Here is a 14,794-nt window from a genome sequence, read left to right as displayed (position 1 = left end):
CGTCGCTAGGCATGAGATACGCAAGGGCCGTGCCGCAATCTCACCTCGATGCCGCCATCGCTAGCGGAACGAACAGCCGATACTGCGCCCGCGCTTGTCGGAACGATCAAGCACACATTGGTAAAGCGCACGAAATGCAAGGAACGCGCGGCATGACGCAAGACGCTGCGAACACGCGTGCTGCCCGCTCCTCGCCGCTCCCGCGGTAGCGTCCTAGGCGTCTTGCTCCGAGCCCAGGTCGCGCTGATAGTCCAATCCTTCGACGCGAGCACCGCCCTGGTTGTGTTCGCCGTCCGCGGGCGTACCGGGCGCGGGGCGATTTTGCGCGGACGGGTCGTCGGAGGACGGCGAACGGGCGGGAAAACCGCCCCCGTTCTTCGCTTCGCGTCTAAGCGCATGGCGCGCGGAGCGCCGCAAGGCAGGATGTCTCATGGAACGGATCTCCAAGAGCAGGCGAATGCCCGCGCAGGCAAAGCAACTGTTTTCAAGTCTAGGACGCCGAGCGGACGAACGCGCGGTAACAATTGCGTCAGATTTGTAACGGGTACCGCCGCGCGCCGCTCATCTCGTCAGTGCAGCGGCGGCACGTCGGACGGCACCGGCGGCGGATCGCCGATCGGCGGCTGCCCCGGCTCCGGCGGCTCGCGTTCGGGAACGGGACTAGGTTCGGGTCCAGGCGGTTCCTGCGGCGGCGGCACGGGCGGATCGGGCTCGGGAGTATGCAAAGAATGCGGCGGCCGCCGTCTCAGGCGGAAACAAGCCGGAGTGGCCAAACATGTGCTACTCGTTACGGACATCGAAACACACCTCGCCGGGTCGACCCAATGGAATTGGGACGATTGGCGAGCAAGTTTCTTGCCACGCGAGCGAACCTCACGCCCGAATCCGGGCGTGAGGTTCGTGATGAAGCAACGGCCCGGGTGTTTCAGCCCCCCGTCGTCGCCTCGCCGGGCTCGCCGGCCGCGTCGCTTTCGCTTGCCGCCGATTTCGCATCCTCGCCGTATTCAACCAGCCGGTTGTAGAGCGTTTTAAGGCTGATGCCGAGAATCTCCGCCGCACGCGTCTTTACGCCGCCGCATTGTTCGAGCGTGGCGAGAATCAGTTGACGATCGGCCGTCGCGAGCGAGGTGCCGAACGGAATCGTCACGGCCGTCCCGGTGGAAGGCTTCGACAGCGAGATCTGCAGCGGCACCGCGGCGGTACTGTCGGCGTCGGGCGCCGCCATGATGAACGCGCGCTGCACATAGTTCTTCAATTCACGGACGTTGCCGGGCCAAGGGTACGAAAGCATCATGTCCCGCACGGCCGGGGGGAATTGCTTGCGCGAGCCGTGGCGCTCGTTGAGTTCGTCGAGGAACGCCTGCGCGAGCAGCCAGACGTCGTTGCCGCGCTCGCGCAACGGCGGCAAGCTGATCGGGAAGACGTTGAGCCGATGATAGAGATCGAGGCGCAGCTTGCCTTCGAGCACGGCCTCTTCGGGATCGCGGTTCGTGGCCGCGATGACCCGCACGTCGGTCTCGATCTCCTTGGTCGTACCCACGCGCATGAACATCCCGGTTTCGAGCACGCGCAGAAACTTCACCTGCAACTCGGCCGGCATCTCGGTGATTTCGTCGAGGAAAATCGTGCCGCCGCTCGCACGCTCGAAATACCCCTTATGTTGCCGATCGGCACCCGTGAACGAGCCGCGTTCGTGACCGAACATCTCGGACTCGATCAAGTTCGGCGAAATCGCGCCGCAGTTCACGGCAAGAAATGCGTGCTTGCGCCGCAAGCTGAGTTCGTGAATCGTTTGAGCGGCCACTTCCTTGCCGGTGCCCGATTCGCCGACGAGCAGGACAGAGGCGGCCGTCGGCGCGACGCGGCCGATCTGGTCGTAGACCGATTGCATGGCCGGCGAGTTGCCGAGCATCAAGCCGAACCGGCCCATCCGCCGCAACTCGCCGCGCAGCGTGCCGATCTGCGCTTTCAGATCGCCCGCCCGAGGCAGGCGATCGAGCACAGCCTTGACCCGCTGCATGTTGATCGGTTTGACGAGGTAATCCGACGCCCCCATCTTCAGCGCCGTCACGGCCGATTCGACCGTGGCATGGCCCGTAATGACGATGATTTCAACGCCCGAGCGCGGATCGAGGTCCTCGAACAAATCGACGCCGCTGCCGTCCGGCAATTGCAGATCGGTGAACACGACATCGGGCGTTTGACGTACGAGCTGAATGCGAGCCTCGCGTAGATCGCCGGCCGTTGCAGTCGTCAAGCCGTCGGCGGCGATGATCGATACGAGCGCTTCGCGGGTTTCGGGGTCGTCGTCGACTATCAGCACATGTGGCATCTGTTTTCGCTGGTCTGTGGTGAATAACGGTTGGAAACAAAAAAGCGCGAACCGCTCCCGGGCTCGGTGCGACATTGTGCCTAGACGCAGCGAGCGAGGCGAGCGATTCGGCACACCAATACGAAATCGGCACCGCCGGACCGGCGGCGCCTTCGGCAGCCCAGCGCTACTGACCGGTGTCAGCTATGCCCGTGCGGAAAGATCCACGCGTCGCGCGTACCGCCGACGCGCCCAAAGGCGCCGTGACCGGCACCGTTGGGCATCACGTCGCGGCCTGGGCCGCTATCGGACATGGCCGGCGTGGGGCTCGGGCCCGCGGCGACAGCGCCGCCTTCGCCCTCCCACCGGGTCAGCTCGCCTGCGAGCCGCGCTTGCGCGGCACGATGTTTTTGCGCCCAACGCAACGCTAACACGCCGCCGACGGCGACGAGTGCACCAAAAATGCCGATTTTAGGACGAGCCATGAGAATCCCCCTAGCATTACTCGTTGCAATGGCGAATGCGAGGTAAGGCGGCTTTGCGCACCGCCCGGATCATATTCCGATCGCTTAAGGCGCGCCAAGTTCCGCTTACCGTCGAATTCCGCCAATCGCAGTTTTCGTGCCTGATCCGCGCGGACGATAGGCGTGCGCCGGAGCCGCGTTGCATGGTTAAATACTTGTTTGGAACTAGCCACGCGCATTGCCGCCGAAGGAAGGTCAAACCATTTTTTTGGAAGGCGATGACGCCCTTTGGATTTCAATCACATGCCCGAGTCTACCGATGTTGAAACGCCAGCCGCGGCGCGGGATCAAGACGCAGCGGCACGATTCGCCAAAACCCTGGCCCGCGATGGGGCGGGGCTCGAATCGTACGGCATGCTCTACGGTTCCTCGCCGTCGATGCTGGAGTTGTACGAGCAGATCGAGCGGGTCGCGTCCACCGATGCGACCGTGCTGGTGGTGGGCGAATCCGGCACCGGCAAGGAACTCGTTGCCCGTACGATCCACGACCGCAGTTCGCGCAAGGACGGACCATTCGTCGCCGTCAACTGCGGCGCGATTCCCGACAGCCTGATCGAAGCCGAGTTGTTCGGTCATGAACGCGGCAGCTTCACGGGCGCCGTGCAAGGTCGCGCCGGTTACTTCGAACATGCGAACGGCGGCACGCTGTTTCTCGACGAAGTCACCGAAATGATGCCGGTGCGGCAAGTGAAACTGCTGCGCGCGCTCGAGACCGGTACGTTTTATCGCGTGGGCGGCACGGAGCTGCTGCGCAGCGACGTGCGCGTGATCGCGGCGACCAACCGCGATCCGATGGTGGCCGTGAAGGAAAACGGCCTGCGCGAGGATTTGATGTACCGGCTCGCCGTGTTCCCGTTGCGCGCGCCGCCGTTGCGAGAACGCGAAGGCGACCGCGAGCTGCTCGCGCAGCATTTTCTTGCCGAGTTGAACGCTCAGGAAGGGACGAACAAGGTATTCAGCAAACGCGCCAGGGAGACGATGCGGACCTATTCATGGCCCGGCAACGTGCGAGAGCTGAAAAACAGCGTCTACCGAGCGTTTATCCTCGCCGAAAAGACGGTCGAGATCGAGCATCCGCGGCTCGCCGCCCGGTCGAAAAAAGCCGTTACGCAAGGCGATGCGATGAGCATTTGGGTAGGAACACCGCTCGCCGAGGCGCAGCGGCAGATCATCCTCGGTACGCTCAAGCATTGCGGCGGCGACAAGCGGCGTGCGGCCAAGGCGCTCGGCGTGAGTCTGAAAACGCTTTATAACCGTCTCGGCGCATACGAAGACGAGGACGACAGCCCCGCATCCGACGGTTGAAAACGAACGCGCCGCACGCGCCCAGACACAGGAGGACGCGTGCGGCGCGTTCAGGGCGATGCTTAGGACTCGACGTCCTCGAGGCTGAAAATTTCAGTCTGGTCGTTGTACGAGAAAATCTCGCCGTAACGACCCCAGTTGATGACGGCATCGAGCGTCTCTTCGGCGGCGCCGTCCGACAGAAAATCCTCGAGCTCTTGTTCGAACCGCACGCGCGGCGCCCGATGACCGGGCCGCTCGTTGAGGACCTTTTTGATCCGCGCGGCAAGCGGTACATGCCGCAACAGGTGCTCGGCGAACATCATCTTGCGCTCTTGCGTGCCGAACTCCGCGAACACGCGCGCGGGCGGCGTGAGGAAGATGTCGCCTTCGCGCACATCGGCGAAGCCCAGGTGCTGGAGCACTTCGGCGATCGGGAAGAGATCGTCCACCTCCAAGTGCAGCGAGCGGGCGATTTCGGGCATGTCCGCGCGGCCGTGGTAGGGCGGCGCGGCCAGCGTTTCGATCAAACCGGCCATCAAGTTCGTCGACACGCTGGGCAGCCAGCTACCGAGTTCGAGCCCCTTCTTCGTGGCCTCGTCGGTGCGGCGTGCCGTCATCTTCGCGTAGATTTCGTCGACGAGCCGTCTGAACGCGGGATCGAGCCGGTTGCGCGGATGCGCGAACGGCACTTTGATTTCGGCGAGCACCCGCCCGGGATTCGACGACAGCACCAAGATCCGGTCGCACATGAACACCGCTTCCTCGATGTTGTGCGTCACGATCAGCACCGACTTGATCGGCATGCGCCGCTGCGTCCACAGATCGAGCAAGTCCGTGCGCAGCGTCTCCGCCGTGAGCACGTCGAGCGCGGAGAACGGCTCGTCCATCAAGAGCAGCGTCGGATCGACGACGAGCGCGCGCGCGAAACCCACGCGCTGGCGCATGCCGCCCGAGAGTTCGCGCGGATATGCGTTTTCGAAACCGTCCAAGCCGATTAAGTCGATCGCGGCCAGCGCCCGCTCGCGCCGCTCGCGGGCACCGACGCCGAGCGCCTCCAGGCCCGCCTCGACGTTTTGCAGCACCGTGAGCCACGGAAACAACGCGAAGGTTTGGAAGACCATCGCGACGCCTTCCGCCGGGCCCGACAGCGGCGCGCCCAGGTAGCTGACTTCACCGGCGGTGGGCTCGATCAAACCGGCGATGATACGCAGGAGCGTCGACTTGCCCGACCCCGAACGCCCGAGCAACCCGACGATCTCGCCTTCGCGAAGCGAAAGATTGACATCGTCGAGCACGAGCAATTCGCCCTGAGCCTTGGAAAAACCGCGGCACACGCCCTTCACGTTCAAGACTTCGCCGCCCAAACGCGGGGCGGCTGCGGCGGTGCCCGCGAACGGCGCGGCGCTTAGGTCAGCTTTGGGATTTTGCATTGCGCTTCACTCTTGATTTGAGCACTCGGTCGGCGCGGCCTTGCGTGGCCGCGCGCCTTCGACGGCATCGGTCAATCGAGCCGCAGCTTCGATTCCGCATAGGCGTACAGCGGCCGCCACAGCAGCCGGTTGAACAACGTCACGAACAGCGACATGACGGCGATACCGAGAATGATCTTCGGGAAGTCGCCGGCCGCCGTGTATTGCGCGATATAGGCGCCAAGCCCGTGCGCGGTGATCTTCGTGTCGCCCCACTGAACGAGTTCGGAAACGATGCTCGCGTTCCACGCGCCGCCCGATGCCGTGATCGCACCCGTCACGTAGTACGGGAAAATGCCCGGCAGCATGGCTTGGCGCCACCATTGCCAGCCGCGAATGCGAAAGTTCGTCGCCGCTTCGCGATAGTCGTTCGGATAGGCCGTCGTACCCGCGATGACGTTGAACAGGATATACCACTGTGTCCCGAGCACGATGAGCGGCGACAGCCAGATGTCGGCGTTCAAGTGGAACCGGACGATGACGATCACGAACACCGGGAACAGCAAGTTCGCCGGGAAGGCCGCGAGGAACTGCGCGAGCGGCTGCACTTTCTCGGCGAGGGAGGGTTTCAAGCCGATCTTCACCCCGATCGGCACCCACAGCAGCGACGACAGCGCGATCAGCACCACGACGCGCGCGAGCGTGAAGAAGCCGAGCAGGAAGACATGGCCGACTTCCGCGCCCGTCACGCCCGTACGGACGTAGGCGACGACACGCCAAGCGACGTACAGCGTCCCCACGAGCAGAAGCAGCGCCCAGGCGATATCGCCGGCGAGCGATCGCTTCCGGCGGCCCGCCATGCGCGCGAACGAAACGTTGTCGACCCGCGGCAAGCGCAACGGCAAACGGGCGAGCTTGGCGAAGATCCAGCCGGCCGGCACGAGCAGCAAGTGAATGAGGCGCGTGCGACGCACGAGGTCGAGCAGCCACGACTCCGGGGCGTCACCCGAGCTCGTCGTCTCCATCCGGAATTTATCGGCCCACGAAACGAGCGGCCGGAACATCAATTGGTCGTAGGCCAGAATGACCACCGCCATCGCGACGATGACCCAACCGATCGCGGCCAAATTCTTCTCGGCGATCGCTTGCGCGAGATAGGCGCCGATCCCCGGCAGCGTGATCGTATTGTTGCCGACCGTGATCGCCTCCGAGGCCACGACGAAGAACCAGCTACCCGACATCGACATCATCATGTTCCAGATGAGGCCCGGCATCGAGAACGGCACCTCGAGCTTCCAGAAACGCTGCCAAGCCGTCAGATGGAAGCCGCGCGAGACTTCATCGAGATCGCGCGGCACCGTGCGCAGCGACTGATAGAAGCTGAACGTCATGTTCCAAGCCTGAGCCGTGAAAATCGCGAAGATCGCCGCGAATTCGGCTCCGAGCACGCGTGCAGGGAACAACGCCAGAAAGAACGTGACCGTAAACGAGATGTAGCCGAGCACCGGCACCGACTGCAGGATATCGAGGATCGGCACGAGCACCATGCCGGCCCGGCGGCTCTTGGCCGCCACGGTGCCATAGACGAGCGTGAACAAGAGCGAAGCGACGATGGCCGCTAGCATGCGCAGCGTCGTACGCAGCGCGTATTCGGGCAGCATCGCCGGATTCAGCGAAATGACTTGCGTCTTGAGCGTCGAGATGGGGGCCATCGTCTGGTGAAAGCCGATGGCCGCCATGGCGATGACGCAGATGATGAGCGGAAATGCGACGAAATCCCAGCGATTGGGGGCGAGCCGCCAGGCGGACGCGTTCGCGGTGCGATTCAGATTGAAGCCGAAATCCATTAGGCCCCCTTCACGCCGCACGGCGCTTGGCAGAGGCGCGCGGACAGGCCGAGCGGACGGCCGGGCGCCGCCGGCAAACTGGCGCGGCGAGGCGCGCGCGGGGCGGCATAGCGATCCGAGACACGAAATACAAGCATGACGAGCGTATGGTTGCGGTGATGCGTTTTGAGCGCGAATCGTTGATTGTTGAGCCGTCCGTCCTAGCTGCCGGCCCTTGCCGCCTTTACGACGGCACGACACTACTACAACCTATGTTTCAGGCACAACCGCGCCGGTCACAAAATTCGCGCCTCGCGGCCCGATCCGTGCGGCAAGTCCTAGCGCGCGCCCGCCCAACGTTCGGCCGAGGCCGCCGAAAATTGCCTGCCACCGCGGCTCGGCGCTGCAAACGCTCGCGCAAACGGGGCCCCGGTACGCAAAAAATGCACGGCAAAGCGACGCGAACGCGAAATTATGCCCCGAACCGGCGGCGCGGGAAACCCACGGCCCGACCGACCGAAGCCGCGTTCCAATCGAAAACGGAGAACGAACGGCGCTTGGCCGAGAGCAGGTATGATCAGTCTCTCGTGGCGAATGAAACTACCGATCTACCGGGAGATGCGCATGAAAGGAAATCTGGTCATCGTCTGTCGCGACCAGGATGCGAACGCCTTCGATCAGCTCATGGCCGAATACGGCGCGTTCCAGACCAGGCTGTCGTCCACCTCATGGTATTTGAAGCTCGACACGGAGCCCGAGGAAATCCAGGAAGAGATCTTGGCGCGGCTCGGCAAGTACACCACGCACTACATCTTCGAAGCGAACAGCGTCACCTACAACACCGTGGATAGCGAGGCGGCCTCCGCGTTGGACGCCCTGTTCGCCGAATAAGCCGGGCGCCGCCCCTCGCGCGGCGGCGCGGCGCGAAGCGTTACCAGGCGCTTTCGGATTGTTGCGCCGGACGCGCCGCGGCGGCGAGCGGGAAGGTCATCGTCACGCGCAGCCCGCCGTCCGGCGCGTTGCCGATCTCGCACGTGCCGCCCTGCCGCCGTACGAGCCGCTCGACGATCGCCAGACCGAGCCCGCTGTGGCCGTTGCCGCCGCGCGCCGGATCGAGCCTCACGAAAGGGCGGCTCGCGTTGACGAGATCGAGCGGCGCGATGCCGCGGCCGTGGTCGCTGACCGAGAGCGTCCAGCCCGCTTGCGTGCGCGCCGTGGCCACGACCACGGGCGGGGCCCCGTAGGCATGGGCGTTATCGAGCAAGTTCGACAAGATCCGCTCGAGCGTGGCCGTCGGCAAACGAAAACCCGGCCCGGCCGCCAATTCCGTGCGGACCGCGGGGTTACCCGGCGCCACCGCGCGGTATGTCCGCGCAATGCGGGCACATTGCTCATCAACGATTACCGGCTCGCTGCGGTCCGAGCCGTCGTGCGCGAACACGAGGAACTGGTCGACGATATGGGCCAGCGCGTCGACGTCGCGCACCACGCCGTCGCGCAACTTGGCTTCTTCCATCATCTCCGCGCGCAAACGCAGCCGCGCGAGCGGCGTCTTCAAATCATGGGCCACGCCCGCGAGCATCACCGCGCGATCCTGCTCCGTTCGAGAGACCTCGCGCACCATCTGATTGAAGCCGTGAGTGAGTTCGCGCAATTCGCGCGGGCCGCGCTCGCGCAGCGGCGGCACGCTCTGCCCGCGCCCGAAACGCACGACAGCCTGCGCCAGCGCGGTGAGCGGCTGCTGTAAGCGCCACGCGACGAAAAGCGCGCACATGACTGCGAGCGTGAAGATGATGGCGAGCCATTCCAGCATTTGGTCGCGCGGCCGCGGCGGATGCAGCGAAGTCATCGGCAGCACGATCCAGTTCGAATCCGTCGCCTCGTGCACCCACAGCGTCGGCGGGCGCGCCGGCGGGCCGATCCGCACGAGGGAACCGGGCGGCAGGCGGTCGCGGATATCCTCGAGGAACCGGCTCAGCGGTTTGGGCAGGTCCTGCTTCTCGGGCGGGACCTCCGGGCTCGACGGATCGACGAGCCTCACCCGCGACGGCAACGGCACCGACGGCGAGCGGGCGACGTGCTGGCGCACGGCGTCGATCAGAAACGTCTCCTCCTCGACCGCGTAGCGCGCCTGCGACTGGCTACGCTCGACGCGTATCAGCACGAACCACGCGAAGTGCGAAATCAGCAGAACGGCGACGACGAGCAGTGCGAGCCGGCCGAAAAGCGAATCAATTGGGCGCCGCATTCGGTTCGCCGTTAGGGACGAAGACATAGCCCCGGCCGCGGACGGTTTGGATGAAACGCGGCGTCGAAGGGTCGGATTCGAGGATGCGACGCAACCGCCAGACTTGCACGTCGATGCCGCGATCGGTGCCGTCGTATTCCGGCCCGTGCAGCAATTCGAGCAACCGCTCGCGCGTAAGCGTACGCATCGGGTGGTTCACGAAAATCTTGAGCAGTGCGAATTCGCTGCCCGACAGCGTGAGCGGACGCCCCTCGAGGTTCAGCGCGCGGGCCTGAAAGTCGAGTTGGAAGCGGCCGAACGAAAACGGCTCGCGCTGCTCGGGCGCGGCGGACGGAATCGTCCGGCGCCGGCGCAGCACCGCTTGCACGCGCGCCAGCAGCTCACGCGGATTGAACGGCTTGCCGAGGTAGTCGTCGGCGCCCAGTTCGAGCCCGACGATACGATCGACGTCGTCCGCGCGCGCCGTGAGCATGATCACGGGGATGTCGTCGCCGGTTGCCCGCAGCTTGCGCAGCGCGGTGAGACCGTCCACGCCCGGCATCATCAGATCGAGCACGATGAGGTCGGGACGCTCCCGTTCGAGGCGGCGCTCCAGCGTGGCGGCGTCGTGCAGCACCGACACCTCGATGCCTTGACGGACCAGGTAGTCGCGCAGGAGATCGCGCAGTTCGGCGTCGTCGTCGACGACCAGAATTTGAGTAGCCATGGCGTGAAGTTTAACGCGAGCCACCCCGGCAAGAGCGTGACAAACCACGCAAAGGGTTACCGACCGTTACCGGGCAAGTAGCCCGTAACCACGCGTAATAGGCGGCGGACGCGGCGTAACACGCGGCCGGCGCTCAGGGCCTAGCCTGGCATCACCGAGCCCAAGCCCCGCGACGGCTCTTTCTTCTTTGTTCAGGAGCATCCGATGAAACGACTCTCGCGCTTGCCGAGCGCCGCGGCGCGCACGCCGGCAACCAAGCTCAACCGCCTCTCGCCGCGCTGGCTGGCGGCGGCCGCGGCAGCGGTCGCGCTCGGCTTGGGTACGGCTTACGCCGCCGACAATGTGCTTGGCCCCGGCGGCGACGGACCCGGCTGGCATCATGGGTGGCACGGCCATCACCATGACGACGGCATGATGATCATGGGGGAGCTCGGCAAGCTGCACAACGAGCTTAAGCTCACGCTCACGCCCGCGCAGGAGCAACTCTGGCAAAACGCGCTGCAAACGATGACGCAGGCCCGGGAGGCGGCACGGGCCGAGCACGAGGCGGCGCGCAAACAATTCGAAGCGCTGGCGCGGCAGAGCGTGATCGATCTCGACGCCATGCACGACGCGCATCAAAAGCTCGCGGACCAAGAACGGCAACGGCGCGAACAAGTCACGACGGCGTGGCTCAAGGTCTACGACAGCTTGAACGACCAGCAGAAGAAAGTCGTCAGCGACGACCTCAAGCAGCACTTCGCTCATATGGCGCACCACCACGAATGGATGATGCATCGCGGCGGAGACGGCGCGCCCGCCTCCGCGCCATCGCAAAACGACTAGCCGCAAGGAACACCACCCACCCCCTAGTGTGCGCATCCCCTTCGCGCACGCATTGCTTCGCCGCGCCCCTTACCGGCCGCGGCGTTTTTTCGTTGCGCGCGCCCTCACGTCGAGGACGGCGAACGCGGGTTCGCCGCAGTAGCGCGCCGGCCGGCTTCAGGTAAAATACCGCGCTTTTCCGGCTGGGCGCATTTTTTCCTACCGCGGCACGGGTTTGCCGAGGCGCGTTGCGGTGCACCGCGGCCCGTTCGCGCGAGCGGCGGCAGCCAGGTAGCCATGACCGGATTCGGCCTATCGCCGCCGCCCGCTCAGATCGCGGACGCTGGCCCCGATATCGGCCGCACCCCATTTTTGGCCGTTTAGTATTTCGTTTCATGGTGCGCGTACGATCGCGCACGCCGTCAAGGACTGCACTTCCAACCATGTTTCTTCAAGGCTACGGCCCGCTGATCCTCGCCGGCACTTGGCAGACCGTCAAGCTCTCGCTGCTGTCGCTCGCGCTGGCCTTCATCCTGGGCCTCATCGGCGCGGCGGCGAAGCTGTCGAAAAACCCCGTCTCGAGCGGCATCGGGACGGTGTACACGACGCTCGTGCGCGGCGTGCCCGATCTTGTCCTGATGCTGCTGCTCTTTTATAGCATCCAGATTTGGCTCAACAACCTGACCGATCTGGCCGGCCTCGATCAAATCGACATCGACCCGTTCGTGGCGGGCGTGATCGTGCTGGGCTTTATTTACGGCGCCTACTTCACCGAAACCTTCCGCGGCGCCTTCCTTTCCGTTCCGCGCGGGCAGCTCGAGGCGGGGGCCGCTTATGGAATGACGGCCTGGCAGACGTTCTCGCGGATCATGTTCCCGCAGATGATGCGATTCGCGTTGCCCGGGATCGGCAACAACTGGCAAGTGATGGTCAAGGCCACGGCGCTCGTGTCGATCATCGGCTTGGCCGATGTCGTGAAGGCCTCGCAGGATGCGGGCAAGGGCACGCTGCGATTTTTCTTTTTCACGTTGATCGCGGGGGCGATTTATCTCGCGATCACGACGATTTCGAATCTGGTGCTCCTCTGGCTCGAGAAGCGGTATTCGATCGGCGTGCGTAAAGCCGAGCTATAAGGTCTGTCCACATCCACCATGATCGAGCTGATTCACGACTACTGGCGCAATTACCTCTTCACCGACGGCTATCAGACCACGGGCCTTGCCATCACGCTTTGGCTGCTCGTCGTGTCGATCGGCATCGGCTTTTGTCTGTCGGTGCCGCTGGCGTGTGCCCGCGTCTCGCGCAACAAGGTGGTTTCGGGCGCCGTTTGGCTCTATACGTACATCTTTCGCGGCACGCCGCTCTACGTGCAACTGCTGCTGTGCTACACGGGGCTTTACAGCCTCGACGTAGTCCGCAACCACGAGATGCTCAATGTGTTCTTCCGTCAGGGGATGAACTGCACGCTGCTCGCGTTCACGCTCAATACCTGCGCTTATACGACCGAAATCTTCGCGGGTTCGATCAAGGCGACGGCCTACGGCGAGATCGAAGCGGCGCGCGCTTATGGGATGTCGACGTTTACGCTTTACCGGCGGGTGATTTTGCCTTCGGCGCTGCGGCGCGCATTGCCGCTGTACAGCAACGAAGTCATTCTGATGCTGCATGCGACGACGGTTGCATTCACGGCCACCGTTCCCGACATTTTGAAGATCGCACGCGACGCCAATTCGGCTACCTACCTGTCGTTCCAGGCGTTCGGCATCGCGGCGTTGCTCTATCTGGGCATCTCGTTCGCGCTCGTCGCGCTGTTTCGCCGCGCCGAGAGGCGCTGGCTCGCCTACCTGCGTCCGCAAGGCAAGTAACTCATGCATAAGCTTTTCATCGACGAGCTGCACAAGCATTACGGCAGCAACGAAGTTCTCAAGGGCGTTTCTCTCAAGGCCAATGCCGGCGACGTAATCAGCGTCATCGGCTCGTCGGGCTCGGGCAAGAGCACGATGCTTCGCTGCATCAACTTCCTCGAACAACCTAGCGCGGGGCGCATCTTCGTCGACGGCGAGGAAGTCCGTACGGCCAAAGACAAGGGCGGCGCGCTGCGCGTTGCCGATCAGAAGCAGTTGCAGCGGATTCGCACGAAGCTGTCGATGGTGTTTCAGCACTTCAATCTTTGGGCGCATATGAACGTGCTCGAGAACATCGTCGAGGCGCCGGTGCATGTACTCGGGCTTTCGCGCAAGGAAGCCGAGGAGCGCGCACGGACCTATCTAGAGAAGGTGGGGCTCGCGCCTCGGTTCGAGAAGCAGTACCCGTCGCATTTGTCGGGCGGGCAGCAGCAGCGCGTAGCCATTGCGCGCGCGCTGGCGATGGATCCCGACGTAATGTTGTTCGATGAGCCGACTTCGGCACTCGATCCGGAACTCGTCGGCGAAGTGCTCAAGGTTATGCAAAAGCTGGCCGAGGAAGGCCGCACGATGATCGTCGTCACGCATGAGATGGGGTTTGCACGCAACGTGTCGAATCACGTCATGTTCCTGCATCAAGGACGCGTGGAGGAGCAAGGCGCGCCGCAAGAAGTATTCGGCAATACGAAGAGCGAGCGGCTGCGGCAGTTCTTGGCGGGGAGTTTGAAGTAAGGGGGCGTTGCAGGCTTGCGGCCGGCAGTTAAAGCAGGCTTTGCTGCAGCGGCTGCCGATGCTCGATGACCTCCAATATCACCGACTCGGTGACCAGCTTCGCCCCCTCTATGCGCTGCACTTGGCGTAGGTTCACCAAGAGCACGTCGGCCTTTCCAAAGCATTCTCCGGCATCGATCTTGGCCAGGAATGCTTTGTCTTCTATGGTAACGTAGAAGGTTGCGTTGCCGTCGCTCACGCGCCATTTGTTGCCATCTTTGAACGTCAGCGACTCGATTTGGAGAAGCTTGCGGCCGGTTATGTCGGAAACGATCTCCGCATCGGTGACGCCGGCATCGAACGACGGTACGTCCTCAGTGTGCAGTTCGAGCACCGTCTGGCCGTTCGTCACGACGCCGGAATCGTCGATTCTCTCGCTGGGGTGGGGAGACATTTGCATCGTCGAGAAGGCAGCGTTCGGTTTGAGTTTTTGGGATTGACTCGCCTCCGCCTTGCGAGACGGCCGCGACGTGGATTGAAAACACGACGGTCCCAGACCTGCCGGTGCGCAGACGAGCAGGCGATTATCGGCTGCTGACGCTTGGACCACCGCGCTTCGACTCAAATTCGGACGAAATCGGCAACGCCGAAATTTCCGTGTCCAGGGGTTGCTCGCACCCTTCTACCGTAGCGGTGATCGGGTTCACCTGCATGCCATCGTCCGCCAAAACGAAAACTCGCTCGCGACATTCGGATGGACGCGCTGCCGAACTATCGATGTGGTATCGGGCAATCACCATCGTGCTGTTTGGATGTACGACAAGCTCGGTCACATAGCTACGGCCGTCTCGCGTTGTCGCACGCTTGCCGTCGGCCGCCGAGAACATGTCAAATGCGTTCGAATCCTGTCCGGTCGATAAGTCGGACAGGGTGAAATAGCGACACTGTGTGCCGCAGCTATGCAAGCCCATGTAGTACCTACCGGCGAAGTTGATGCGGACTGGGGCAACTTCCTTTCCCATCTCGTCTCGCCAAACATCGCCCGAGTCATGTGCGTAGTACGA

Annotated in this window: 15 protein-coding genes; 6 read left to right on the top strand and 9 right to left on the bottom strand. The window is 63.6% G+C overall.

The window, feature by feature from the left end; genetic code table 11:
* Positions 1-213: 213 nt before the first annotated feature.
* The 3 genes from DXT59_RS06425 to DXT59_RS06410 all read right to left on the bottom strand — a co-directional run bounded on the left by DXT59_RS06425 (position 214) and on the right by DXT59_RS06410 (position 2,796).
* Positions 214-432, bottom strand: a complete 219-nt coding sequence (locus DXT59_RS06425) for a hypothetical protein (RefSeq protein WP_116136083.1) — start codon at positions 430-432, stop codon at positions 214-216.
* Positions 433-925: 493 nt separating this feature from the next.
* A complete protein-coding gene (locus tag DXT59_RS06415; protein ID WP_116136082.1) occupies positions 926-2,332 on the bottom strand; it encodes a sigma-54-dependent transcriptional regulator in 1,407 nt (468 codons plus the stop codon).
* Between the two features lie 179 nt (positions 2,333-2,511).
* Positions 2,512-2,796 carry a hypothetical protein gene (locus DXT59_RS06410; protein ID WP_116136081.1) on the bottom strand — a complete coding sequence of 95 codons (285 nt, stop codon included), beginning with the start codon at positions 2,794-2,796 and terminating at the stop codon, positions 2,512-2,514.
* A gap of 282 nt (positions 2,797-3,078) precedes the next feature.
* On the opposite strand from DXT59_RS06410, the gene DXT59_RS06405 reads away from it, so the two are divergent.
* Positions 3,079-4,140, top strand: coding sequence for a sigma-54 interaction domain-containing protein (locus DXT59_RS06405; RefSeq protein ID WP_116136080.1), 1,062 nt, complete (start codon positions 3,079-3,081; stop codon positions 4,138-4,140).
* A gap of 62 nt (positions 4,141-4,202) precedes the next feature.
* Here DXT59_RS06405 and DXT59_RS06400 read toward each other — a convergent pair whose 3' ends face one another.
* Together DXT59_RS06400 and DXT59_RS06395 are read right to left on the bottom strand one after the other, a co-directional pair.
* Positions 4,203-5,552 carry an ABC transporter ATP-binding protein gene (locus DXT59_RS06400; RefSeq protein WP_116136079.1) on the bottom strand — a complete coding sequence of 450 codons (1,350 nt, stop codon included), beginning with the start codon at positions 5,550-5,552 and terminating at the stop codon, positions 4,203-4,205.
* Positions 5,553-5,623: 71 nt separating this feature from the next.
* Positions 5,624-7,378, bottom strand: a complete 1,755-nt coding sequence (locus tag DXT59_RS06395) for an ABC transporter permease (RefSeq protein ID WP_116136078.1) — start codon at positions 7,376-7,378, stop codon at positions 5,624-5,626.
* 603 nt (positions 7,379-7,981) lie between these two features.
* On the opposite strand from DXT59_RS06395, the gene DXT59_RS06385 reads away from it, so the two are divergent.
* Positions 7,982-8,248, top strand: a complete 267-nt coding sequence (locus tag DXT59_RS06385) for a double-stranded DNA-specific endonuclease (protein WP_116136152.1) — start codon at positions 7,982-7,984, stop codon at positions 8,246-8,248.
* Positions 8,249-8,288: 40 nt separating this feature from the next.
* Here the strand turns inward: DXT59_RS06385 and DXT59_RS06380 are convergent, their stop codons facing one another.
* Both DXT59_RS06380 and DXT59_RS06375 read right to left on the bottom strand, forming a co-directional pair.
* Entirely contained in the window at positions 8,289-9,605 is a 1,317-nt protein-coding gene (locus DXT59_RS06380; RefSeq protein WP_116136076.1) for an ATP-binding protein, read from the bottom strand.
* Positions 9,589-10,311 carry a response regulator gene (locus tag DXT59_RS06375; protein ID WP_116136075.1) on the bottom strand — a complete coding sequence of 241 codons (723 nt, stop codon included), beginning with the start codon at positions 10,309-10,311 and terminating at the stop codon, positions 9,589-9,591. Before DXT59_RS06375 ends, DXT59_RS06380 begins: the two co-directional genes overlap by 17 nt.
* A gap of 204 nt (positions 10,312-10,515) precedes the next feature.
* Here DXT59_RS06375 and DXT59_RS06370 point away from each other — a divergent pair, with 204 nt between their 5' ends.
* The 4 genes from DXT59_RS06370 to DXT59_RS06355 all read left to right on the top strand — a co-directional run bounded on the left by DXT59_RS06370 (position 10,516) and on the right by DXT59_RS06355 (position 13,751).
* The gene (locus DXT59_RS06370) at positions 10,516-11,136 is read left to right on the top strand and encodes a Spy/CpxP family protein refolding chaperone (RefSeq protein ID WP_116136074.1); all 621 of its coding nucleotides are present in this window, start codon (positions 10,516-10,518) and stop codon (positions 11,134-11,136) included.
* Positions 11,137-11,558: 422 nt separating this feature from the next.
* Positions 11,559-12,248 (top strand): ABC transporter permease, encoded by a 690-nt coding sequence (locus DXT59_RS06365; RefSeq protein WP_116136073.1) that lies wholly within the window; start codon positions 11,559-11,561, stop codon positions 12,246-12,248.
* An 18-nt stretch (positions 12,249-12,266) separates the two neighbouring features.
* Complete coding sequence (locus DXT59_RS06360) at positions 12,267-12,980, top strand: ABC transporter permease (protein ID WP_116136072.1); 714 nt, start codon at positions 12,267-12,269, stop codon at positions 12,978-12,980.
* 3 nt (positions 12,981-12,983) lie between these two features.
* Positions 12,984-13,751, top strand: coding sequence for an ABC transporter ATP-binding protein (locus DXT59_RS06355; RefSeq protein ID WP_116136071.1), 768 nt, complete (start codon positions 12,984-12,986; stop codon positions 13,749-13,751).
* 28 nt (positions 13,752-13,779) lie between these two features.
* Here DXT59_RS06355 and DXT59_RS06350 read toward each other — a convergent pair whose 3' ends face one another.
* Together DXT59_RS06350 and DXT59_RS06345 are read right to left on the bottom strand one after the other, a co-directional pair.
* Positions 13,780-14,184, bottom strand: a complete 405-nt coding sequence (locus DXT59_RS06350; RefSeq protein ID WP_162877970.1) for an LAPAL motif-containing putative phage structural protein — start codon at positions 14,182-14,184, stop codon at positions 13,780-13,782.
* A 130-nt stretch (positions 14,185-14,314) separates the two neighbouring features.
* Positions 14,315-14,752: a hypothetical protein gene (locus tag DXT59_RS06345; RefSeq protein WP_205417378.1), complete on the bottom strand. Its 438-nt coding sequence runs from the start codon at positions 14,750-14,752 to the stop codon at positions 14,315-14,317.
* Positions 14,753-14,794 lie beyond the last annotated feature (42 nt).

This window comes from Trinickia diaoshuihuensis (assembly GCF_003390925.1).
GTDB classification, from domain to species: Bacteria; Pseudomonadota; Gammaproteobacteria; order Burkholderiales; family Burkholderiaceae; genus Trinickia; species Trinickia diaoshuihuensis.
Note: the sequence above shows the minus strand (reverse complement) of the source record. Positions and strands in the feature narration are given on the sequence as shown.

Coding starts and splice junctions, on each gene's coding strand:
- DXT59_RS06425 (WP_116136083.1), bottom strand. CDS start 432: ATGAGACATCCTGCCTTGCGGCGCTCCGCGCGCCATGCGCTTAGACGC.
- DXT59_RS06415 (WP_116136082.1), bottom strand. CDS start 2,332: ATGCCACATGTGCTGATAGTCGACGACGACCCCGAAACCCGCGAAGCG.
- DXT59_RS06410 (WP_116136081.1), bottom strand. CDS start 2,796: ATGGCTCGTCCTAAAATCGGCATTTTTGGTGCACTCGTCGCCGTCGGC.
- DXT59_RS06405 (WP_116136080.1), top strand. CDS start 3,079: ATGCCCGAGTCTACCGATGTTGAAACGCCAGCCGCGGCGCGGGATCAA.
- DXT59_RS06400 (WP_116136079.1), bottom strand. CDS start 5,552: ATGCAAAATCCCAAAGCTGACCTAAGCGCCGCGCCGTTCGCGGGCACC.
- DXT59_RS06395 (WP_116136078.1), bottom strand. CDS start 7,378: ATGGATTTCGGCTTCAATCTGAATCGCACCGCGAACGCGTCCGCCTGG.
- DXT59_RS06385 (WP_116136152.1), top strand. CDS start 7,982: ATGAAAGGAAATCTGGTCATCGTCTGTCGCGACCAGGATGCGAACGCC.
- DXT59_RS06380 (WP_116136076.1), bottom strand. CDS start 9,605: ATGCGGCGCCCAATTGATTCGCTTTTCGGCCGGCTCGCACTGCTCGTC.
- DXT59_RS06375 (WP_116136075.1), bottom strand. CDS start 10,311: ATGGCTACTCAAATTCTGGTCGTCGACGACGACGCCGAACTGCGCGAT.
- DXT59_RS06370 (WP_116136074.1), top strand. CDS start 10,516: ATGAAACGACTCTCGCGCTTGCCGAGCGCCGCGGCGCGCACGCCGGCA.
- DXT59_RS06365 (WP_116136073.1), top strand. CDS start 11,559: ATGTTTCTTCAAGGCTACGGCCCGCTGATCCTCGCCGGCACTTGGCAG.
- DXT59_RS06360 (WP_116136072.1), top strand. CDS start 12,267: ATGATCGAGCTGATTCACGACTACTGGCGCAATTACCTCTTCACCGAC.
- DXT59_RS06355 (WP_116136071.1), top strand. CDS start 12,984: ATGCATAAGCTTTTCATCGACGAGCTGCACAAGCATTACGGCAGCAAC.
- DXT59_RS06350 (WP_162877970.1), bottom strand. CDS start 14,184: ATGTCTCCCCACCCCAGCGAGAGAATCGACGATTCCGGCGTCGTGACG.
- DXT59_RS06345 (WP_205417378.1), bottom strand. CDS start 14,752: ATGGGAAAGGAAGTTGCCCCAGTCCGCATCAACTTCGCCGGTAGGTAC.